The 25,626-nt window shown below is 57.4% G+C and carries 3 protein-coding genes; all 3 read right to left on the minus strand.

The genetic code is table 11. The annotated features are described in order from the left end of the window. Positions 1-40: 40 nt before the first annotated feature. Genes NST04_RS20255 through NST04_RS20265 form a run of 3 tightly spaced genes read right to left on the minus strand, consistent with a single transcriptional unit; the run spans position 41 to position 25,611 of the window. Positions 41-9,337 (minus strand): SDR family NAD(P)-dependent oxidoreductase, encoded by a 9,297-nt coding sequence (locus tag NST04_RS20255; protein WP_341185846.1) that lies wholly within the window; start codon positions 9,335-9,337, stop codon positions 41-43. Continuing rightward, positions 9,338-13,219, minus strand: a complete 3,882-nt coding sequence (locus tag NST04_RS20260) for a beta-ketoacyl synthase N-terminal-like domain-containing protein (protein WP_341185847.1) — start codon at positions 13,217-13,219, stop codon at positions 9,338-9,340. Next, complete coding sequence (locus tag NST04_RS20265) at positions 13,219-25,611, minus strand: SDR family NAD(P)-dependent oxidoreductase (RefSeq protein WP_341185848.1); 12,393 nt, start codon at positions 25,609-25,611, stop codon at positions 13,219-13,221. Before NST04_RS20265 ends, NST04_RS20260 begins: the two co-directional genes overlap by 1 nt. Positions 25,612-25,626: the final 15 nt, after the last annotated feature.

Here is a 25,626-nt window from a genome sequence, read left to right on the forward strand (position 1 = left end):
CAACCTATGTTTGATATACTGAGTTCCGGTATCTGACCGGTCAGACCGGTGCGTGCATTCCTGAATTGACCGTTTGCGGGGTGCATACTTCACTGAGCTTCAGTATCAGCTTCTCCATACTCACCAGTACCCGCTGCTGCGTGTCCAAGATACAGAGGTCATAGGTTGTCAGCCCGTCAGTTCCCGTACTCCACTTAGCGAGTAGCTGGACATCCCGGGTCAAAGGATGATGCACTGTACATCTGCCCAGCCTGCGGTATTCAAGCCGGGTTGCCTTTGCAGTCAGCCGCACCAGGGAATTCAGCATGTCATCAACCGCCGCATAATGGAATAGTGCCTGATTCTGATGCTGCGCAGGCTCCTGTGCTTCCTTAAGGCGGAGCCGGATCAGTGCCTGACCAGTGCCGGTGTGCAGCTCTTGAATGGTCTCCAGATGACGGTATAGAGCAGAATCAGCCTCCGGCAAAAGAATCGGCGCACCCAGCCTGCTCATACGCAGCGGTACCGGATCAGCGGACTGACTTCCAGCAGGGACGGCCACCTTGCCTTGGGCGCAGATGACATATCCGTCTTGTCCGCTCTGGTAGCCGCTCTCACATTCAACATGCGTCCCTGCTTCGTATAGAGAAGTCAGCATGCTGTCCGCAGCTCCGGGCTGCGGCTGTTGTCCCCAGACCACATCTTCAATCACCCGGCAGGATGCTTCCAGCGACAGCTCAGCGGTGATACGGAACAGCTCAATGAATCCGGAAGGAGGCAAGCCGCAATCCGGTTCTGATTCCTTAAGGACCGTCTCGTACTGCTGCTTGCTGAAGCTGGAACGGTTGCGGTCCACCAGCGGATGCAGCTTCTCCTCTCCCCCGTGATTAGCGGGAACGGCAGCTTCGGTTCGTGTAATCCAATAACGCACTCTTTCAAAAGCATAGGTCGGCAGCGGCACAATCCGCACCTGCTCACCCCAATGCAGCTTCGGCCAGTCGATTCCAGCCCCCTGCACCCATTCCGCTGCCAGCTGTGAAGCCTCTCCAGCCGTTGATAGTTCCCTTCTGGACCGCTTGGATACTACACCGGAATAGTGCTCTTCCAAGCCCGCTCCGGCGATGTAATTGTTCAGTTGCTCCAGCAATTGCTGGAGACTGGAGCAGGCGAAGGCCAGGCGGCAGGCCATTTCTTCCCGCCCGGTCTGCAGGGTGTAGGCGGCATCTGCAAGTCTGACATCCCGGTTCTTGCCCAGGAAAGCATGCAGCTTTACTGCCATTTGCTTCAGGGAATAGGGAGTTTTGGCGGATAGCACGATGACCTGCTCCTTATTGCTGCCATCATTGCCGGTTATGCCGCTGTTTCCAGAGATAGACTGCCCCGCCGCTGCTCCCTGCTGAACTTCAGCATTGTATTCCTCAACCAGCACATAGGCATTGGTGCCACCGGCCCCGAAGGAGCTGATACCGGCCCGGCGGACAGCTGAACCTGCCGGTCCATCAACCGTCCAAGGCCCCTCCTCACGCTGCACACGGAAATATGAATTCGCAAAATCAATATTGCTGTTGGTCTTCTCTGCATGAAGAGAAGGGGCAAGCCGGCGGTGCTTCATCTGCAGCAGCACCTTCGTAAGGGAGGCGATGCCTGCCGCCGCTTCCAGATGGCCGATGTTGGACTTCACCGATCCGATGGCGCAGGATTGCTTGGGCGGATTCGCTTCGCTGAACACCTGATTCAGCGCATTGAGCTCAATGGGATCGCCCAGCTTGGTTCCTGTGCCGTGCGCTTCAACATAGGAGATGCTGTCCGCAGGCACTCCCGCCTGCTTCAACACCCTGGAGATCAGACTGGCCTGGGCAGCGGGATTGGGAACGGTGTAGCCGCTGACCTTGCCGCCGTGGTTGATGCCGGTCCCCTTAATCACGCCATAGATATGGTCGTGATCCCGAATCGCTTCGGACAGAGGCTTGAGCAGAACCGCCCCTACTCCTTCGCCCGGAACGAACCCGTCGGCTGCTTCGCCGAAGCTGTGGCATTTGCCGGTCGGCGACAGCATTTTGGTCTGGCACATCAGCACATATTTGTAAGGATGCAGATACAGGTTCACTCCGCCCGCTACCGCAAGGCGGCATTCTTTGTTCTTCAGGCTCTCACATGCAGCATGAATGGCCGCAAGCGATGAGGAGCAGGCGGTGTCCACCGCAAGGCTCGGGCCGCTGAAGTTGAACAGATAAGAGATCCGGTTGGCGATGGACCAAGGCGACACATTGGGCATGGCAGCCAGATTGCCCCGTGCCCATTCCTCCGGGCCCCATAGCTGATACGAATAGGTAGTTGTCCCTGCGAATACACCGACATTCGCGCCATGCTCTTCCCCGGGGCGCTGGAGCTTCTGCTTGGTATAGCCTGCATCCTCCAGCGCAGACCAGACCGTCTCGGCAAACATCCGTTCCTGCGGGTCCATGATTACCGCCTCGCGCGGCGCAATATGGAAGAATGCCGGATCGAACTTGTCCACATCCTCAAGGAAGCCGCCCCAGCGGCTGTACATCTTACCTTCCTGTACCTGCTCGAAGCTTCCGCCCAGGAATTTCTTGTAATCCCAGCGGTCTGCCGGAATCTCGGAGATACAGTCTCTTCCGGCTGCGATATTGTCCCAGAATTCATCAAGATCTGCGGCCAGCGGATATTTGCCGCTGAGCCCGATGATTGCGATCTCGTCATTGCCTCCGTTCGCACTGCTGGTGCTGCTTCCATGTCCGCTTTGTTCTGCAAAGGATATAAGCTCCGGCCATCCCGCAGCTCCGGCTTCATGTTCCGGCAGCCGGGGCTCCTTCTCTGATTGCAGGTCTATCTTCCTCCCGGTCTGCGCATGCTCAGGAAGCTTCTTCCCTGTTCCGTTACTATGGAACAGCTTGTTCAGCGGACCGGAATATTGGCTGACCATATGGGCAGCTAGACTCTCCAGGGTCTGGTATTCAAACAGCAGGGTTTTGGACAGCTCGCCCAGGTCCTCTTCCAGCTTGCCGTTGAAGTAACCGACCATGACCGATTCGATGCCGTACTCTTCGAATTCCGCAGTGATATCAATCTCTTCCGGCTGCAGCTTAAGCAGCCCGCTGAACAGTCCTGTCAGGTATTGCAGAGTACTGTCCAGCAGGGCAGTGCCCGGCACAGCCTCCTCCTCCGCTTCCTCACGGATATTCTTCCGCTCTGCCTGTTCCATGCGGTTCATCCGGTCCAGCAGGCTGCTCACACGCTCCGGCTGTCCATATCCGACAAGCAGCGCAGGATGACTGCTCTGCCGGAGCAGCCATTCAAAGGCTTCGATCCCCTGCTCTACCGGAAGCGGCGTCAGCCCTGTCTGAAGCTCAAGAATTCTTCGCTGCCCGGGGGTCAGCTGCATGCCGTCCGCTTCCCATAGCGGCCAACCCGCCGAGAAGGTGCGCCCGGTGCGTCTGCCTGCTGCAACCAGCCGTTCACGGTACAGGGCGAATTCGTTCATGAAGCTGTTCGCGTAAGCATAATCCGCTTGTCCGGGATTCCCTGTCTCTGCTGTAATGGAAGAGAACAGCAGGATGAAGTCCAGGCTCTCCTCCTGCGCAGCCTGATCCAGATTCAGTGTGCTGATCATCTTCGAGGAGATGATTCCGTCCAGGTCAGAGCGGTCCTTGTTCAGAATATAGGCATCACTGTGTGTCCCTGCACAATGCAGGATACCGTCAATTCTGCCGTATTTCTGCTTCGCATACCGGATCAGCTCCTGCGCAGCCTGACTGTCTGAAGCATCTGAGACCAGGTATTCTGCCGAGCCTCCATACGCCCGAATGGTTGCCAGGTGCGCCTCTTTATTCTGATCAAGCCGGGAACGGCCGGTCAGGATGAGCTGCGCCTGTGCCGTGCCTGCCAGATAAGCGGCGAATACACGCCCCAGACCGCCAAGTCCCCCGGTGATGATATACACGCCGTTTGTTCTAATACTGACCGGAGTGCCAGCCTCAACTTCATCTCGGACTGGAACGAGCCGCTTGACGAACCGGCCTGCGGCGCGGTACTGCACCTCTTGCTCCTCAGGGCGAAGCTGCAGCTCCTGTCCGAGAATCGCTGGGAGCTCCTCCTGCCGCAACGATGCGGACAGGGAGACGGTCTTAAAGCAATACCCCGGATTCTCCAGGCGCAGCGTCTTGATGAACCCGCCCAGCGAGGCGTCCAGCACACTTCCCATGTCTTCTGTGTCCTTGAAGGCATAGACCAGACGGATATCAGCCGCAGCCTTGCTCTGCATCAGCGCCTGGGTCAGCAGCAGCAGCGGATATATGCTGTGGTTCAGCTTGTCCTGCGGCTCCATTGCAGCAGGCGATGCGGCATAGATCAGCTGCGTAAGGCTTACGCGTCTTGCCCGCAGGGAATCCAGAAGCGTCTGAAGCTGCTGCTTGTCATCGAAGCGCAAGCTGTAATGATTATCGCCGGTCTGGGCGAATTGCTCCGCCGCAGTGACGAAGATCAGCCTTGCCCCTGCTGGGAAGCTGCGTTTGAACTGGGGCAGAGCCTCCAGATCGTCCAGGAACAGCACCACATCACCGGTCAGTGCCCCGGCCGCTTCCACCGGGCTGGGAGTCCATTCTGTGGTGTAATACAGGGCGGCTTCCCGTTTCTCCGTCTGAAGTCCGGCAAGATGCACGCCTTGCAGCTCCCAGACTGCTGCTCCATCCCCGGTGAACACTGCCAGTGTATATTCATCACCGGCAGTACGCCGGGCCTGAACTGCAAATTGCTGCAAATGCTTATGTGAGTAAGACATTTGCCGGATGGAATGCAGCACCATTGGACACAGCGGCTGCTCCAGCGCTGAAAGGGCCAGCAGTGTATGCACGGCTGAATTCACTGCTGCGGCGCTGAGAGAATCCGCAGGCGCGGCTTCACCGAGATCCACGAAGGCCAGCAGGCTGTTCTGCTCTTGGTGTAAGCCTGTGACATGCCTCAGTGCGGACTCCATACCATATAGCGAACGGAGCAGCTCCCGGGTCTGCTTGAGGAGCAGTCCCCCTTGTCCTGCCGGCTGGATTTCTTCGGCTGTTAAACTGGCTGGCCCGGTCCAGTCAGCCTTAACCGCCAGGGTACACTGAAAGACAACCTGCTCCCCGGCCCTGATCTCTGCTGCAGCGGGTTCAAGATCCGGGAAGATATGAATATCCAGCGCCGGATGGAGCTGCTGCCGGTTCAGAAGACCCGACCACTTCATATTCTCCAGCCTCAGCTCCTCCCGGGCATATCCGGCCAGCTTCAGAGCCTCCCGCGCGAATGCGAGCAGTCCGAACCCGTTCATATACTCCTGTCCCTGCCAGCTTACCGGTTCATAGAATCCGCTGATTACCGCCGGCCGGGAGGAGAACCGGAAGCCGCCAATCGTTGAGAGATTGTACTCCACCAGCTCTCCAAGTCCGGTATGCTCAGGAACGGCTGCCGATAAGCGGTTATCCCGCCGTTTCACCTCATTGATCCAGTAGCGGTTCCTGGCGAAGGGATACGTAGGCAGCGGCACACGCCTGCAATGCCCTGCTTCGTATAGCTTCTGCCAGTCCACATCCAGTCCGAGGGACCATAGCCGGGCAATGGTACTGGTATTTCCACCGCCCAGCAGCAGGTCGACATAAGAGATTCCCGTCTGTTCGGCATTGAACAGCTCAATGTAATCCTTGAAGCCTTTGATATTCCCCCGGAACACCTTGCCATCCGGCAGTCTGCCCTGATTGAATTCGTCCAGCAGCCCCTTAAGCTCCGGGACAGAACCGGCTGTGATCGCCATCCGTTCTGCGAAGGCTTCCCGTCCCAGCTGGAGAGTGTAGGCTATGTCCCTAAGACTGGCTGTCTCAGCCTCCGGGAGCTCCAGGTAGTGCGCAAGCTTCAGCGCATAGGTCTTCAGCCGGTCCTCTGTTCTGGCGGATAAGACGATGATATACGGTTCTCCGTGGATATTAGCTCCGTGGATATTACCGCCTTCTTTGCCGTCTCCGTCCTTCCCCCCGCGCTCTGCCGGAATGTATTCCTCCAGAATAATATGCGCGTTGGCTCCGCCTGCCCCGAAGGAGCTGACTCCCGCACGGCGCGGATATTCCTTCTGTCCTTCGCCTTCCGGCAACGTTACACGATCCCACGGGCCCGCCTGCCGCTGAACCACAAACGGCGTATCCTCGAAATGAATGTGGCTGTTCAGCTCCTCCGCATGCAGCGAAGGCACTAACACACCGTATTTCATTTGCAGCAGCACTTTGGTGATGGCTGCGATCCCCGCTGCCGATTCACAGTGCCCGATGTTGGATTTCACCGAGCCGATGGCACAGAACTGCTTGTCGGCTGTCCCGTCCTTGAAGGCTTTGACCAGTCCGCTGACTTCAATCGGATCACCGAGTGAGGTGCCTGTACCATGGGCTTCGATGTAATTGACTGTACGCGGGTGTATGCCCGCAGCCTGCATGGCTTCCTGAATCGCTGCGCCTTGCATAGACGGATTTGGCACCGTATAGCCGGTTGTTTTCCCGCCATGGTTGATGGAGCTGGCCTTGATAACAGCATAGATATGGTCTCCATCCTGAACCGCCCGGTCCACCGATTTCAGCAGCAGGGCACCTACGCCCTCCCCGGGCACATATCCGTCACCGCCCTCGCCGAAGCTTCTGCATCGTCCATCGCTGGCCGCGAACTTCTGCTGGCTTAAGAATATGTATTTATCGGGATGAATCGACACATTCACCCCCCCTGCAATCGCGAGGTCACTCTCCCCCCGCCGGATGCTGTCACAGGCCAGATGGATGGAAGTAAGCGATGAGGAGCACATCGTATCCAGGGCAATGCTGGGTCCGTTCAGATTGAGATGATAGGATACCCGGTTGGCAATGGACGCGTAGACCGAGGATAAGGCGATTTTGCTGCCGTCCACCTCCGCGTCCAGGAGCTGATATTGCCCGTACATGACACCTGCGAAGACACCGACCTTGCGGCTGCCGAGCGTATCGCGTGTATATCCGGCATCCTCAATGGCGCTGTAGGCGCACTCCAGGAACAGCCGCTCCTGCGGGTCCATAATCTCCGCTTCGCGGGGGGAGATATTGAAGAATAAGGCGTCAAACCGGTCGACATCATCCAGGAAGCCGCCCCATTTGCAGTACATTTTGCCAAGCTGGTTCTTGTCTGTGGTATAGAATTCGTCAATGCTCCAGCGGTCTGCGGGAATCTCTGTAATGCAGTCCTGTGCCTGAAGCAGATTCTGCCAGAAGGACTCCAGATCCGGAGACATCGGGAACTTCCCGCTGACTCCGACGATGGCAATATCCTCCGTGCCCCGGCTGCGTCCAGGGTTGTTCTGCCCTTGCCCGGCAGTAGCGGAAGGCCGGCCCGCTTTTGGTGTGACGGGGCTTTTGCCGGAAGGCTGATGGCGCACAGCAGGACGATGAAGCTGCGGCACCGCCGCCTTCGGAGGGACTGGACTGATCTGAGGCTCAATGAGCCGTGCCAGCACACCGCTATGCTGTCCGGTGAAATATTCACTTAACTCCCGCAGCGTCTGGTATTCAAACAGCAGCGTCTTGGACAGCCCGCCGAAGCTTGCCTCCAGCTCCTCATTGATGCTCATCGCCATGATGGAATCGAAGCCGATTTTCTCGAAGGAGTCGTCCAGGCCCAGGGCATGCGGCGGAATCTTGGTTACTTTGATGAAAATATCCTTTAAAAGCCGCTCCGCGCCTAGCTTCAGCACCTCCGTATCAACTACTTCAGGAGTTGCTTCTTCCGGCAAGGGTGCTGCTTCGCTGTTTGCTCCTGCCTGGACTGGCTTGTGCCGGTTCCCGCGCTGAGGGTCATTGATCGACTCCACCGTCTGCCCGATCCGCGCAGCGTCCCCATAGAGCACCAAGGCATTTCCCGGCCTATCGCGGCAGATTCTATCGAAGGCCTTCAATCCTTCAGCCGTAGGCAGGACAGAGAGGCCCAGATTCTTGCGCATGAAGTCCAGACTGTCCGCCGTCGTTGTCATCCCGCCCTCTTGCCACAATGGCCAGTTGACCGAGAGGATGTTGGTGCCATCCGATGTGCTTTTGCTATTGGCATAACGGTCCATGAAGCTGTTGGCGTAGGCATAATCGCTCTGCCCCAGATTGCCGGTTACGGCAGAGATGGAAGAGAACAGCAGCATGAAGTCCAGCTGCTCATGGCCGAATGCTTCATATAAATGCTGCGTTCCATACACTTTGGCAGCCAGCACCTGCTCCAGTTGTTCCCTCTCCTTAAGCAGGAGGAAGGAATCACTGGTCATTCCGGCACAGTGCAGGATTCCGTTCACCCTGGGGAAGCTTGCTCTGGCTGTGGCATGCAGCCGCTGCACGTCCGCAGAGCTGGCAACGTCAGACTGGATATACATCACCTTATTACCGTTACTGCTCAGCGTTTTCAGCTTGTCTTCGAGTGTACGGTTTAGCGCCGTTCGCCCGGTGATCAGCAGACTGGCGGACCGGGTATCCGCTAAATGCCGGGCCAGTGTATAGCCGATTGCCCCCAGCCCCCCTGTGATGATGTAGACCGGGGAGTCTGCAGGCATATGCTCAATGAAGGGAACGGCCGGAGCTGTATACTGCTCAAAGTGAGGCACATAACGGCGGGATTCCCGGTAGTGGATCTCACGGTGATCGTTCGACATGGAACCCAGCTCCAGCCGCAGCTGCTCCAGCATGAACGGGGCAAAGTCCGCACGGCACAGATCGGTAGACACCGTCTTGAACAGCAGGCCGGGGTTCTCGATCATGACACTTCTCACGAAGCCGTCCAGCGCGGCATGTACTGCATCATTATCCGATTGTCTGTACTGGAACAGGATCTTGATACCGGTACGTTTCTTGAAGGTAAGCAGTGACCTGGTGAGTGCGAACATTGAATAGATGCCGCTCTCCATGGCTGCTTCCGTCCCGCTCCCTTCCTCCTGCGACAGAAGATGAAGAATGCTGCCGGGATAACGCCCCTGCTGCTCCAGCCCGGACAACAGGCGCGTGTAATCCTCCTGAGTGCTCAGTGAATACCGCTCTTGTCCAGTGTTTTCGGTCCCGCCTGCTTCCTCCGCCACGGCAAAAGTAAGCGACTGGAAGCGGGAAGCTAACTGGCTGCACAGCATGGGTTCCAGGCTTGCGTCAGCCGCCAGCACCAGCAGATGCCCGGAAGAATCACCTGATCCGGCTGAAAGCGGCTGTTCCGCCAAGCTTTTAGTGTAGGTCAGGAGCACTTGCTTATCCGAATGCTTCAGCGCGGCGATCTGCCGGAGGCCTTCCTCCTTGGAGACGGCTCCGCTGGCGATCCTTTCAATAATTGATCTCATTTAGCTTCCCTCCAGTATTCTCTCAACTTCATCTATTCCGGCTTCCCCGGCCAGCAGCTTATTCAGCAGCTCGTCCAGCAGCACACTTGCCGCTGAAGAGGTTATTTCAGCCGGAGCTGCGATATTGCTCTGCATCCCCGGGGTCAAATCCCGGCCCGAAAGGCAGGAGAAGCGCACCGCCGGCAGGCCCGAGCTGTTCAGCAGCAGCAGATCGAACTGCATCCCCTGCTCCTGCCCAGAAGCTGGTGCTGGCGCTGCCAGACAATAGCTTACAGGGGTCAGTGGCCTGTAGACCTCTACAGCCTGCAAGGCCGAAGGAACGAAGGTCCCCGTCTGTTGCTGGCCGCTAATCACCGAATACAGCGCGGTCTGCATCGCTCCGTCGGCAAACGCCGGATGAAGAATATATTCATGGAGCGGCATTTGCGTACTTGCGGGCAGCACCAGCTTCGCCAGGGTACCATACACTCCGGTATACACGGCTTCAATCGGCCGCAGATTCATGCCGTAGTTCATTCCATGGTCTGCGAACAACGCGTAACAGTCTTCGCCTTCTGTGGTACGGCTGGAAGTCTGGACCATACGTGCGATATCCGCTGTTTCCGCTTCCGTATCCGGGGTAAACGGTTCAGCCGGTTCAAGCTCTGAATAATTCACAGTACAGGTGCAATACAGTACTCTAAGCCCGTTCCCGTTCAGGGAATAGATGCTGGCTTCGATTGCCTCTTCCTGAGCTGCCAGCCCGACATAGACGTCCAAGCTGGCTGCATTCTCCGGCAGCTCCAGTCTTCTGCGCCATTTCACATCTGTTAATGACTGCACCCGCCACTCCCGGCTGGCGAGCAGCCCGGCTCTCCAGGCCATTTCGAGATAGACTACCCCCGGCAGAACCATCCGGCCCTGGATTACATGATCGTGCAGATAGGCGTCGGCTGCGCTTAAGCTTTTTTTGTAGCATTGCTCCTCAAAGACGGATTCATTGGAGTCAATCACCGCAGCCAAGACAGCAGGCTTGCTGCTGTTGTATACAGCGGTTGCGTCTTGCGCAGAGCTGTACCAATAGCGCGTCCGGTCAAACGGATAGGTGGGTAAGGAGATTCTGCAAGGCTTGCTCTGCGGATACAGCAGCTGCCAGTTGAAGTTCACCCCGCTTGTCCACAATCTGCTGAGCTGGCTCAGTCTGCCGGACTGCACCAGGGACACCAGGAATGCTTCTCCTTCCTCGCTCTTTGTGAAGACATCCTGGATCTCACTGCCGGAGCTGACGTTGCCTGCATAGACCCCGGAGACTTTACGGTCGCCGGCCAGGAACCGGCCCAGCTTCTCCCGCAGCTCCTGCGTACCGGATACCACGATTGCAAGCCGTTCCTCCATGCTCACTCGGCCGGTCTGGAGCGTGTAGATCAGATCCTCCAGGCGGAAGCCATCGGCTGAGGCAGCACCGTCAGCGCTGATTATTCCTCCTGCAGGCTCAGGCGCTTCTGAAGAATCCGCGCTCCGTCCGTGTCTGGCTGCAATGGCGGATGAGCCTAGCTGCTCCAGCAGATAAGCGGCAATCTCATCAATGGTGGTGCTGCCTGTCCAGAGGCTGATTGGGAGCCGGACCGGATAGGCTTCATACAGTGTGTCCGCGGCCGTCATCAGCTCTTCTTTGGACAGGCCGTATTCATCAATGGCCTCCTGGGCGCTGATATGTGCGGGCAGCAGGGCCGATTGCAGGAGAGCGGCGGTGATATCAGCGACTACGTATCGCTTCAGCGTGCTGCTGCCTGCTTCTTCCGGCACACTCTCCGGCCGGATCGTACGGTCCAGGTAATCCAGGATGTGCTTGGCGTATGCTTTCAGCCGGTCTTTGCTTTTGGCGGATAGAATAAAAATGTGCGGCCCGCCAGTGTTATCACTGTAATGCGCGGATACAAGGCTTCCCTGCTTCCGGTGTTCCTCCAGGATCACATGCACGTTCGTGCCGCCTGCGCCGAATGAGCTGACCGCAGCATAACGCGGATATTCTCTGGTCTGGCCCTCCTCTTCCAACACTGTAGGCTTCCACTCTCCCAGGCTCCGCTGAACATAGAAAGGGGTCTCTTCAAAGTTAATATTCGGATTCAGCACCTCGGAATGGAGCGAGGGTACCAGCTGTTTATGCTTCATTTGCAGCAGCACCTTAATGATGGATACCACTCCGGCTGCGGACTCCAGATGGCCGACATTGCTTTTGACCGAGCCGATGGCACAGTACTGGTTCTCTGTTGTCTGTAAGCGGAAGGCCTTCGTAAGGCCGCTGATTTCAATCGGATCGCCGAGTGCAGTACCTGTTCCATGGGCTTCTATATAGCTGATCGCCCGTGGATGGATGCCTGATTTGTGCAGCGCTTCGGCAATAATATCCGACTGTGCATTCGGATTCGGAACCGTATAACCGTTCGTTTTGCCGCCATGATTGATGGAGCTCGCCCGGATCACTCCGTAGATATGGTCTCCGTCCTCCACCGCCTTGGCCAGCGGCTTCAGCAGCAGCGCACCGACACCTTCGCCCGGCACATAGCCGTCTCCGCCGCTGCCGAAGGCCCGGCATTTCCCCTCGCTCGAAGCGAACCGCTGATTGCACAGGAACAGGTATTTATCCGGGTGAATGGTTACGTTCACTCCGCCCGCAACCGCAATCTCGCTATCCCCCCGGTAAATGCTCTCACAGGCAAGATGCAGCGCAGTCAGCGACGAGGAGCACATTGTATCCAGTGCAATACTGGGACCGCTCCAGTTGAAGAAATAGGACACCCGGTTGGCGATGGACGCATACGACGAGCTGAGTGCCAGCGTATTGCCTTTGACGGTCTCCTCCGCTCCGTACATTTGATAATGGCCGTACATGACACCCACGAAGACACCGGTCTTGCTGTTCCACAAGGATTGGCGGGTATATCCGCCATCTTCAATCGCGCTGTGTGCACACTCCAGGAAGAGACGCTCCTGCGGGTCAAGCTGCTCCGCATCTCTTGGCGTTAATTGGAAGAACAGCGGATCAAAGCAATTGTATTCGTCAATGAACCCGCCCCACTTACTGTACACCTTGCCTTTCTTGCCCCTCTCGGGGTCGTAATAACGGCTGTGATCCCACCGTTGCGGCGGAATCTCGGAGATGCTGTCCACCCCGTGCTTCAGGTTACTCCAGAATTCATCCAGATTCCGGGCCCCGGGAAAAGCGCCGCTGATGCCGATGACCGCAATCCCCCCGTCCTTAGCCGGATGTTCCTGCTGAACGGCCTGCGGCTCGATACGCGAAGGTATTCGCTTCTCATCGTTATTCCGGTCCTTGCTGGGTGCGGAGAAGGATCTGTATTTCTTCGGCGCCACTGTCTCTACAGGCTTGTCCTGTACTCTCGCAGAAGCTGCTGTGGGAACAGCGGGCTTCTCCGTCTGCTCCAGGTACTGTCTAATATGCCGGTATCCGGCATGCGCCTCCAGCAGCCCGCGCTGATGCTGAACGAAATACCCGGCCAGCTCAGCCAGATTGCCGTATTCAAACATAAGCGTCTTCGGAAGATTCGGGAAATCCTTGTCCAGCAGACCGTTAATCTCCATAATCGCAACCGAGTCTACTCCGTACTCCTCCAGACTCTGACCCGCATTGATCCGCTCGGCCTCAAGGCCGGTGACCTGTGAGAGCAGCCCTTTCAAATACTGGACAGTGTAGTCCTGGAGACTCCTGTCTCCGCCTGAGCCGGGCCCCGCTCCTTCACCTGTCTGTCTGGTGCCGGTATTTGCTTCTTCTGCGGCCTGGCTCTTCAACTGCTTGATCAGCGTGTAGCCCTGCTCCGGGTCCAGCGCTCCCCGCTTAATCTGCTCCAGAATCCTGCCCATCTCCAGATTGGCGTCACTCATCATAGGCCTCCCATCCACTGCTTCACTTCTGCTTCACTCATCTCACCGGTCTGCAGCCGGGTCAGCAGGTCAACAATGGCTTCCTTATCTTCTAGCGGTACTTCTTGAACCGGAATGCTGTGGTTCAGCTTAAGCGCCTGATCAATCTTGGACTTGTTCCCCGCCGCTACAATGATATTGCCGCAGTCCGCCTGGAAAATGGCCTCCAGCGCCCGGATACCGCTCTCTTCCTCCAACATGCTCATGCCCAGATAAGTGGAATAGTACACCGCCTCACTCTCGGGAATGCCGAAGCCCCCGTCCTTCCATAGCGGCCAGTTGACCGAAATCGTCCGGCCTTTGCGCTGCCCGAGCGTTACGGCTTCATTCCTCAGCCTGGCATAACGGTCCATGAAGCTGTTGGCCATGGCATAATACCCAACCCCCAGATCTCCCAGCTCCACAGCAATGGAAGAGAAGAGCATCAGGAAATCCAGCTCAAAAGCAGTGCTGAACAGATCAAGATAGATCAGACCTTCGACCTTGGAACTCATCAGCTCGCGGCCGGAGATCCCAGCGGATTCAGTAACAGGCAGGGTGCTTCCCTGGCCGGCACAGTGAATAATCCCGTTAAGCAGGCCGAATTCGTTTCTGATGCTGTCCATCATCCGCAGCACATCCCCGGCGATTGCGATATCGCCCTGAAGATAACGTCCATCTCCGCCAAGCCGTCTTAGCTCGGCCATGCAAGCGTCTGTCCGCTCACTTGCAGGCTGCCGGCCGGTACAGATCAGCGTTGCTCCGCAGGTGCGTGCCAAGTATCCGCCCACAATCATTCCCAGTGCGCCGGTGCCGCCTGGAATCAGGTAGATGCCTTTCTCTTTGATAACCAGAGGTGCGGATGCCGCTGTGTTACCTTCTCCAGGCGTAAGCGGCCGGATTCTCCGCACCGTTCTCAGTTCTCCGGCATAGCGGACATCCAAATGGCCCGGATTCTGCTGGGAGAACAATTCCTGATACAGCCTCTCCTGATAATCCGCAGCATGAATCGCGCTGTAATCCGCTGCCACGCTGGTAATCTGGAACTTGTGATGCAGGGTTACAATGGATTTGGCGAAGCTGGCCAGCAGCTCATGAGGAACCGAGAACCCTCCCTGCTCCTGCGGGTAAGCGAACAACAGCTTCAACGGCTGCTGTCCGAACACATGGACGAAGGCCTTGAACAGGGAGATAACAGAGAAAATGCCGTCCTCCAGCATCTGCGTCAGTATTGGCTGGACCCTCTCCGCTTGCAGTGCGGCCAGTGACAGCGGCTCTGCTGTTCCTGCCCACTGATGCAGAACATGGGTGGGATGGAAGTCCCTCTCCCGCAATTTCTCCAGCAGCCGCACATAATCTGCTTCCCTGTGCGGATGGATGGATATTTGATCTCCCGGGCCTGACCGGTACTCCGTATCCGGCCTAATCCAGATACAGGCACCGGCTCCGCCCGGCAGGCTGCCGGACGGTGAAGCTGCGGTATTCCGGCCGCTGTTCATCCCGCCGTACCCCAGGATCAGCACCTTCCGCTGCGCTGCTCCCCTTACCGGGACCAGCGCCTCGTGCTCATAGACCGGAGTATAGTAGTGAAGCTCCGCCGCCGGATTGCCTTCCGGCTTAACGGTATAAGGCCGGACGATGAAATCCCCAATCCGGACCACTTCCTGCCCGTGCAGGTCAAGAATGGAAATATCAAATATATTCAGCCCCAGATTGTTCTCTCCAGGCTGCTCCTTCACCCGGGTATACACATAGCAGTCCGCAGGAATAGGCGCGAAGATCTCGATACTCCCGAGTGAGAATGGAATATGCGTAGCCCGTCCTTCTTCCTCTCTGCCTGCTGCCACCGAGCGTACCGCTCCGTCCAGTAGAGCCGGGTGAAGAACGTATTCCGGCAATCCGGATCGATAGGCTTCATTCAGGGATAAACGGGCCAAGGTCTCTTCCTTCCCGCTCAGCACTTCTTCCGTCACCTGGAAGGACGGACCATAACTGAAGCCGATGGCTTTGAATATCTGCTGATAGCATTCCTGTTTATCTTTGCGGCCGGGGCACCGGTTCCGGATTTCCTTGAGGTCGAAGTTCAGGCTTACCGCCGCCGCAGGTCCTTCCGCGAACTCCAGAATCCCCCGCGAATGTACAACCCGCTCGCTCATGATCTGACTGAAGATCTCATAATGGACGGCCTCGCCTTCAGGCTCCAGCACGATATCAAGTTCCTTGAATTCCTCTGTCATCACTACTGGCTTCAGCCATACCACATTACGCACTGCCCGGACCCCGGCTTCTCCGGCAATCTCACCCGCTGCTCTGGCCATCTCAATGTAAGCGACTCCGGGCAGCAGGATCTGGTCCGCAACAATGTGATCCCGCAGATAGAACTGGTCGACAGACAGCCGCTTGCGGAACCGCTGCTCACGCAGTGTGGAAATATTGATATCCACCAGCGGATGCAGAGGCTGGAGTGAATTAATCGTTCCGGGCAGTCGCCCGCCCGCCGCCGCAGGTCCCAATCCGTGTGCTGTTCCTGACGTCTCCTTGTGCCCGGACCCTCCAAAGAATCCGCCGCCTGTGTTCTCCAGCCAATAGCTCTCTCTGGCAAAAGGATACAGAGGCAGGGACACCTTCTGCAGCTGAGTATCTGCGAAGAGCAGATTCCAATCCACCGCTGTTCCAAGGACCCACAGCTTCCCGATCCGGTCAAGTTGATTCCTGCGGGCCAGCGCAGCGATATATGCGGTATCCTCGGGATCATTCCCGAGAATGGCCGTGCCGTTCTCTGCGGCAGCGGTTGTATTGCCCCGGTATATCCCTTCGCATACTGCACCCGTTGCCAGGGACTTCATGACCTGCTTCAGTTCATCGACCGTCTGGACGGCAACGGCCAGCCGTTCCTCCATTTCTTCCCTGCCTGTACTCAGCGTGTAGGCGATATTCGCCAGCGTATATTCTGTGGCAAGCGGCATATCAAGGAAGCGGTGCAGTTCACTGATTTTGCCGCTCAGCCGGTCCCGGTTCTTCGCGGATAATACGATTAGCCTGCGCCCGGCGGATTCCGCGGCAGCTCGCACCGGTACATATTCCTCGGCGATCAGATGCACATTGGACCCGCCTGCCCCGAAGGAGCTGACGCCTGCCCGGCGCATGCTTCTGCTGCCGGAGTCATGCTCCCAGTGCTCCAGGCTGCGCTGTACATAGAATGGCGTATCCTCGAATGTAATGCCGCTGTTCAGCTCCTCCGTATGGATGGACGGCACCAGCATCCGGTGCTTCATCTGGAGCATGACCTTGGCCAGCGAGGCAATTCCGGCGGCCGATTCCAGGTGTCCGATATTGGATTTAACCGAGCTGATCGAGCAGAACTGTTTGTCGTCCGTGTACTGGCTGAAGGCTCTGGACAACCCGGCAATTTCGATCGGATCACCTAACGGGGTGCCGGTGCCATGGGCTTCAAGACTGGTGATGGTTCTGGGATGAACGCCCGACTTACGGAGGGCTTCGGCAATTGCAGCAGCCTGGGCACCCGGATTCGGCACAGTGTAGCCGCTGGTTTTGCCGCCGGAGTTCACCGCAGTGCCTTTGATAACCCCATAAATATGATCTCCGTCCTCAATGGCCTTGCTGAGCGGCTTGAGCAGCACTGCGCCTACGCCTTCACTGGCAACATACCCGTCTCCGCCCTCGCCGAAGGCCCGGCATTTGCCCTCACTGGAGGCGAAGCGCTGACTGCACAGGAACACATATTTGTTGCGGTGGATCGTCACGTTAACCCCCCCGGCAAGTGCGGCCTCACTCTCTCCGCTGCGGATACTCTCACAGGCCAGATGAATCGCCGTCAGTGAAGACGAACACATCGTATCTACTGCCATGCTCGGCCCCTGAAAGTTGAACAGCCAGGATACCCTGTTGGCAATGGACGCGAACGAAGAATTCGGCGCTGCCAGTTGTCCGGAAGTGTAGCCTTCCGTTCCGAGAAGCTGGTAATGACCGTACATGACGCCGACAAAAACACCGACTTTGGAGCGTGCCAGCCGCTCGCGGGTATATCCGGCATCCTCCACGGTATGATAGGCGCATTCCAGAAACAGCCGCTCCTGCGGGTCTGTCAGTTGGGCATCCCGCGGCGTCATTTGGAAGAATAACGGATCGAATTTGTCCACATCATCAATGAAGCCGCCGTATTTGGTATAGATTTTGCCCTTCTTGCCTTTCTCTGCATCGTAGTCGCGCGTGTAGTCCCAGCGGTTCTCTGGAATCTCGGTAATGCAGTCCTTGCCTTCCTTGAGGTTGTCCCACAGCTCTGCAATATTGCCGGCCATCGGGAACCGGCCATCCATGCCGATTACAGCAATATCCATCACACCGGGATTCCCGGCATTCTTTACAGAGGACACATCCTCCCCTGCCTTCGGGATGAACCGTCTGCTCTGTGATGCTGTAAGATCTGCCTCTTGCGGATCACCCGGCATCTGCACTGCCGCAATCGGCGCATCGTTACCATGCGGCTGCTCCAGCTTCAATAACGTTACAAGCTGTGCACCGTAATGACCGGTGAAATAACCGGCAAGTGCTTCAACCGTGTTATATTCGTAGAAAAGTGTCGTCGGCAACCCGCTGAATTCACGCTCCAGCGACTCATTCAGCTCCAGAATCATAATCGAATCCAGGCCAAAGGCATCCAGCGGTGAAGTTGGACCGATCCGCTCTCTCGCAACGCCCAATGTTCTGGCCAGCAGGCTGACAAGATAAGTCTGTGTCCCCTCCAGCAGCGCCCTGCTATCCATGTTATTGGCGCTGATGCCTGTAGGCTGTAAGGCTTCGCCTTCCTGATTTGCCAGTGGGGCTTCCGCCACACCAAGTGCCCGGCTGATCTTACGCGAATCTCCGTAACCGACGAAGGCTTGCACCGCATCCTCCTTCAGCACCGTCTCCAGGATATGGAGGCCTGTTCTGCTGTCCAGCGGTTGCATGCCGTAATACCCGGCCAGCACCTGCTGCTGGGCTGCCGGAAGCAGGTAGCTTCCGTCCTTCCATAGCGGCCAGTTAACGGATACTGTCTTACCCTGGCGCCGGCCCTGCACCGCGAGCCAGTCACGGTATACGGCATAGCGGTCCATAAAGGCATTGGCGGCAGCGTAACTGCCTGCACCCATATCGCCGATCTGCGCAGAGGTGGACGAGAAGAGAATGAACAGGTCCAATGCCTCATTCTTGCTGGCATGGTCCAGATTGAGCGTCCCGTCCACCTTCGGGGCAAGGATTCCGGCAAAGTCCGCTTTACTGCTCCCGGCGGCCTTCGTTACCGTTCCGGTTCCGGCGCAATGAAGAATGCCGTTGATTCTGCCGAAGTGCGATTTGGCTGCTCCGATGATCCTTGCCGCGTCTTCCGGGTCAGCGACATCAGCCTGTACATAGACCGCTTCCGCGCCAAGCCCCGTCAACTGCTCCAGCTTCGCCTGAATGGCCGAATCCTGAGCCTGCCTTCCGGCAAGCACCAGTCTTGCCTGCCAAGCTGAGGCCAGCTCTGCCGCCACCCGCATGCCCAGCGCTCCAGTCCCGCCAGTGAGTACATACACCCCGCCCTGGGTGAACCTCGAAGCCTCGGCCTGATGCAGCAGCGGCTGCGGAAGAAGCTTCCGCACAGAACGGACATCACCGGCATACCTGATTTCAGTTCCGCCCGCCAGCTGCGGCGGCAGTAACTCCCGGATCAGCCTCCCGGCGGCCTGTACGGGCGGCGAAGACTCTAAGTTCACAAGACTCAACTGGAACAGCGGATGATCGGCAGCCAGTGAATGCGCGAATCCGGCATTCATCTCATGCAGCGGCTCCAGCATGTCCGCAGCTCTGCTGTAAGCATATAAGCATCTGATCCTTGAGCGGGGCTTCACCGCAGCTGCCGCTTGCAAGAGGTACAGCAGCGAGTATAGCCCCTGATCCATCTGCTTCCCCAGGCTTTCCTGCTGCTCCTCCAGATCCGGTCCTTCCGCTCCGGCCTGCTCCTTCCAGTTCCAGCCGTGCACGATATGCTGCAATTGCACGCCTTGATCCCTTAGGGATTCCAGCAGCCGGAGGTAATCTGCCGCCTGCTCCGGCCGAATCACATAAGCTGCCTGGCTCAGCCGGGCATACTCTGCTCCGGCCTCAACCTGAATGCAGCATTCTGCTGCCAGCTCATGCTGCACCGCTTGCCTGCGGACAGCCTCCGCCAGGGCAGCCGAGCCGAACACTACAATAGATGACAATGGCGCGGTCACCTGCGGCAGTTCTGTCTCGATCCATTCTGGCGAATACAGGGTTAGTGCGGAAGCAGTGACTGCGGCCGCAGCATACTGCTTAATAGAGAAGCCGAACAGCCGTGCCGCCTCCAGACCTTGCCGGTCCGTAATATGGATATCGTACTTCCTTGTTCCCTCATCATCTGTGCCGGAAGCTCCCTCTGCAGGCTTCGCGTAGGCATAGCATTGCGGCGGAACCTTGCCGATCAGCTCTATCCGGTCCAGGGCGTAAGGCACCCTGAGCGTCAAGTCCTCTTCACTGCGGTTTCCCGTCCACGATAGCGATCTGACCGCACCGTCAATGATCGAGGGATGGAGCACATACTCCGCATACTTCTCGTCAAGATGCTCTGGCAAGGAGATTTCGGATAAACCCTCCTCTAGCGAGCAATACGCTGTCTTCGTCACCCGGAAAGCGGGTCCATAGTCGAAGCCGACCTCCTTGAATATATGATCGTAGCACTCTGCCTGAGTGAGGCTGGAGGTGCTTCGCTCCTTGATCTTCGCAATCTCAAGCGTCTGTGCAGGTGCAGGCGTCTTTTGCATAATTCTCCCCGTTGAATGCAGAGTGCGCTGTCCCTCTGCTTCACTGAACACCTTGTACTCCACTTCGCCTTGATCCACATGCGCGAATGTGGTGAAGATCTCCTTCTGCTTCTCTTCCATTTCAACTGCCTTGATCCATTTGACATTCCTCAGTCCCGTTACCGGGTTGATTCCGGCCAGGACGGCAGCGGCCCTTACCAGCTCCAGATAGGCTACGCCGGGCAGCAACACCTTGCCGCCAACCACATGATCCTTGACATAGAACTGTTCCGGCCGCAGCACAGTACGGAATTTCTCCTCTTCCATGGTGGAGACATTGCTGTCAACCATCGGATGCAGCACCGCAGAAGCTTCTGCCGAAGAAGACAGCTTGGGAGCGATACGGCGTGAATTTTTATGGACCCAGCAGGTCTCTCTGGCAAAAGGGTACGCAGGCAACGGAATGCGTCTGCACTCCCTGTCCGCATACAGACGGCTCCAATCGACTGCCTTCCCGGCGGTCCACTGCTCCGCCAGCTCAGATAGCTCCGTTAGCTTCAGAGTGCCAACCGGCTTCCCGGAATTGGCGGTGGAAGAAGAAGGTGCCGGAAGCTGCACGGGTACCCGTCCATAATGTACCTTATGGGCTTGTTCCGGCATGGCAGCATAGCTGCGCAGAATATCTATTAACTCCTCTTTACTGACAGCGGTAAAAGCTATCCGCTCCGCCATCTCCTCCCGTCCGGTCTGGAGCGTATACGCAATGTTATGTAGCGTAAGCTCTTCGTCAGCTGCATGAAGCGTCAAGTAATTTAGAAGCTGCCGCGCTTTTTCCTGCAGCCGGTCTGCAGATTTGGCAGACAGGACGATTACGTTGCCCTGCCCGGACAGCATGGAACGGGTCACGGAGCTAACGGTGTCACGGGATGGATAATCCTCCATGACCACATGTGCATTCACCCCGCCGAAGCCGAAGGAGCTGATCCCTGCCCGTCTTGGCAGGCCGTCAGGCGGCGTCCATTCCTGCGTCTGCTCCACGATATAAAAGGGCGACTTAGCAAGCTCAATATAAGGATTCAGCTGCTTGAAATGAACATTCCCCGGTAAGGTCCTGTTCTTCATCGCCAGCACCACCTTGAGAATGCCGGCAATGCCTGCGGCGGCCTCCAGATGGCCGATATTGGACTTCACCGCACCGATTCCGCAGTACTGCTCCCGGGTCAGCGGTATCCCCCGCCGGTGATGCAGCTCTTTAAAAGCATTTTTGAGCGCGTTGATCTCCACCGGGTCCCCCAGGGAGGTGCCTGTGCCGTGGGCTTCGATATAACTAATGGTATCGGGCGGGATGTCCGCCTTCTCATAGGCTTCGACCAGCACCTCGGCCTGCGCCTTCGGATTCGGCACCGTCAGCGAGCTGACCTTGCCGCCGTGGTTGACCGCGGTTCCCCGGATCACTGCATAGATATAATCCCCGTCTGCCTCCGCCTGGCTTAACGGCTTGAGCAGAACGGCCCCCGTACCTTCTCCGCGCACATAACCGTCCGCACTTTGATCGAAGGTCTTGCAGCGTCCGTCCGGCGACAGCATCCCAGCCCGGCTGAAAGAGATATGCAGGGTCGGCGCGGCAATCACATTCACTCCCCCTGCAATCGCCTGCTCGCAGTCCCCGCTGCGGATACTCTCCACTGCCCGGTGTACAGCTACCAGTGAACTGGAGCAGGCGGTATCCACCGGTTCACTGGGGCCGCGGAAATTGAGCAGATAAGAGATCCGGTTGGCTAACACGCAGTGGGAACTGCCTGTGGAAGAATAGGCTTCAATCTCAATGTCGTTATCCTGTAAAAGCGTGCTGTAATCATTCGTCGAGACGCCGACGAACAGCCCGACCTTCCGGCCTGACAGCTCAGAGGCCTTGTACCCGGCGTTCTCTAGTGTAGACCACACAGTCTCCAGGAATATCCGCTGCTGCGGGTCCATCAGATCCGCTTCTCGCGGATTAATGTTGAAGAAACCTGGATCGAACTTATCGGCAGATTGCATGAAGCCGCCCCAGCCGGAGACGGGCTTATCCATCACGCCGCCCTTCAGCCGGTTCAGCTCTTTCGCATCCCAGCGGTCTGCAGGAATCTCCGTGATCAGATCCTGCTGGTCCCGCAGATGCTCCCAGAAGGCATCCAGGTTCTCTGATTGCGGCATCGCTCCGCTGATGCCGATAATTGCCACCGGCTCCGGCTTACCGGCCCCGGCAGTCTCCGGCTGGAGGGGCTTCCAGCTCTGGCGGGCCTTCTGGCCGGAAGCGGACGCTTGAACGGAGCCGTAATCAACGGCGGCTTCCGGTGCTTGTGCAACTCCACGGCTGAAATATGTAACCAACTCGTCCGCATAGCTCTCTAACAGATAGGCTGCTAATGCACGAATTGTAGGATATTCAAAGAACACTGCCGGTGTCATCCGTACCTGGAAGGCAGCATTGACCGCATTTGCGGCATCAGTGAACGTTAAAGAGCTCATGCCGTATTCGCCCAAATCCTGATCAGGATGAATGGCGGCGGCATCCAGCTTCATCAGACGGCTGATTGCACCAGTGAGGATCTGCTGTACTGGCTCCAGCAGACCGGCAGACCGGCTCTCGGCAGGCTCGGCACCGGTTCCAGGTTGGATGATGGTTGTTGTTGTGCCTGAAGCTGCCGATTCCAGCCCCAGAATGCCGCATATTTTCCTGCGGTTCGCCAAGAGGGGCAGGATCTGCACTTCAGACCCGTTAAGAATCGCCTCCAGAAGTCTTAGTCCTGCGGAGGTCTCCAGCGGCTTCAGCCCTACGGTATTCCTGAAGAACAGCAGGGTCTGCTCCTCTACCGACAGCCCGCCTTCCTGCCAGAACGGCCAGTTAATGGAGATGGATCTGCCATGTCTGTGCCCCGACTGGACCAGGGTCTTCCGGTGCAGCAGATATTCATCCATCCAGGCATTGGCATAGGCATAATCGCTCTGCCCGACATTGCCTGTGACCGCCGCAATCGAGGAGAAGGCCGCTATGAAATCAAGCTTATCTTCTCGGGTAGCCTGGTCAAGCTGCGTCAGCCCTTGGATTTTGACTCCTAGTACCCCGCTTGCCTGACCCGCATCCTTCACCTGGATAAGCGCGTCACGGGTAACTCCTGCCGCATGAATAATGCCGTTCAGGCTGCCCAGCCTGCTCCGCGCATCGGCCACGGCTGCTGCCGCTGCCTCCGCCTGCGACAGATCCGCCTGCACATACACTACTTCTGCACCCAGCTTCTGAAGCCGGGCGATTTCCCGTTCCTGCTCCGGCAGGAGTGCCGACCTACCAACCAGCGCAAGCTTAGCCTGATAGTGGCGGGCCAGATGCCCGGCCACTATCAGCCCGAGCTTGCCCAGTCCGCCTGTTAAGAGATACACGCCGTGTGGACGGAGGATATTTTTAGTGGCTTCAGCGGCTTCCTTCGCGGGGGAAGCGATTTCCTTCAGGGCATGAACATATCTTGTACCCTGCCGGTATAGCACTTCATCGTCCGTAGAGCGGATCTCAGCCGCAATCATCCGGTAGATGCCATCCCTGCCCGCAGATCCTGTGTACAGCATGCTGAAATGCAGCTTGGAATACTCCAGCTTCAGCGTTTTGTTGAAGCCTCTTAAGGCCCCCTGTCCGGGAGGCACAGCGAATTCCTCCCCGCTTCTGCATAGCTGAATCACCCGGCTATGGCGGTTCTCCCGGACAGCCATCAGCGCCTGGGCCAGATACAGCTGGTGCAGATACACTCCTTCAGCAGCATTTGGGGCTGTCTCTTCTGAGTGCTCTTGCTGCTCATAGACGAGTGTCTCCAGACTGCAGCCTCTATTTGCCAGATCACGAAGCAAGCGAACATAATCCTCCGGGCGCTCCGGGTTCATCCGGTAATGTGCTTCCCCTGCCTGTTGATATTCCGCAGCAGCTTCTACTATATATAACGCGCCTGGATGAAAGGCTGTCCCGTCACTGTCTTGGGGAAGCGACTTGATCAGTTCCGGCTCAGCGGCGAACCATACGATATCGCCAGACACACTGTCAGGTGCGGGAAGAAGCGCCTCCCGCTCCTTCCACTCATACACAAAGCTCATCTCTTCCATGGTCTGCGTTCTTCCCTGCTGGAATACTCTCAGTACAAATCTGGTGAACTTCAGCAGCACCCGGCCCTGAACGTCGGAGACCGCCACATCGAAGGCCAGATCCCCGTCATCTGCCCCGGTAGCAAGCCTTGTCACGTAAGAGACGCAGTTAGGCGGCAGGCTTCCGAAGATCTCCAGCTTGTCAAAAGAATACGGCAGCGCCACCGCGCCCTCCAGTTCCCCGTGGCCGCTGATCAGCCCGATGACAGCTTCCAGCACTCCGTCAGTCACCGTAGGATGCAGCGTAAATGCCCCGAAGCCCTCATGCAAATGGGCAGGCAACTCAATGAAGGCTACCGCGTCTGCCGCTCCGGCGGACATTCGGGTAATCGACTGAAAGGACGGCCCTAGCTCCAGCTGATGTTCTCTGAATCTGTCATAGATCCGGCTTCCGCTGACGTCCGTCTTTCCCTGGCATAGCCGGGCAATATCCATCGATTCCGGGGGTCCGTATGGTGCTTCCTGTGTATATCCGATACTTCCCTGGCTGTGAACAACCTCAGCGCCGTCAGATTGGCTGACAATCTCATAATCCAGCTCGTCCTGGCTCCCGCCCGGATACAGACGTACCTGCACCAGCTTGGACTCTTCGCCGTCACTCAGTTGAACCGGATAAGCCCAGACCACATCTGTGATGCTGCGTATTGAAGCTCCCGGCAGTGAAGCAGCAGCAGCGGACAAAGCCATCTCCAGCTGAACCACACCCGGCAGCAGCTTACGGCCGGACACGATATGATCCTTCAGATAGAATTCTTCGCCCGTCAGCCTCTTCTCGAAGCACTGCTCATGCACCGTAGACCGGTTGCAGTCCAGCACCGGACCTATCGCGTGTATCTGAGCTTGTCCCGGTGCCGGAGACGGGGATGTCCGGCCTGTGTTCAGCTCAAGCCAATATCTTTGCTTCTCGAACGGGTAGGCGGGCAGAGGTATTTTGAAGTAAGGACGGTTGGTGTAGAGGCTCTTCCAATCGCATACACCGCCCTCCAGATACAGCTCTGCACATTGCTCCAGGGTCTGCCGGGAGAATAATGCAGGGGTATTCCCTTGAGCAGACCCGGGTAGAGCGATGGCGTCCAGCCTGATTTGATCCTCCCGGGCAGTCTGCTTACGCAGCAGCTCGCGGGAGGCCTCGCCACTCTTCAAGGTGAGCTTCTCCAGGGTGAGCAGCAGCTCCGTCTCCAGCTCCTGCAGATCGGCGGCAATCAGCGCCGCCCGCCGGCTGAAATGGCTTCTGCCGATGGATAATGTATACGCGATATTCCCGGCATCCGTCCGGATGTCCGGTTCTTCCCTGATCCACACTTGCAGCTCCGTGAGCTTCCTCATCAGACCCTCACGGGTCTTGGCTGACAAGAGAAACAGATATAATGGGCGTTCGCCGCCGGGTATGGCATTATTGCTCATCCGTGTAGCCTCCAC

The organism is Paenibacillus sp. FSL H7-0756, from assembly GCF_038006765.1.
GTDB lineage: Bacteria > Bacillota > Bacilli > Paenibacillales > Paenibacillaceae > Paenibacillus_AQ.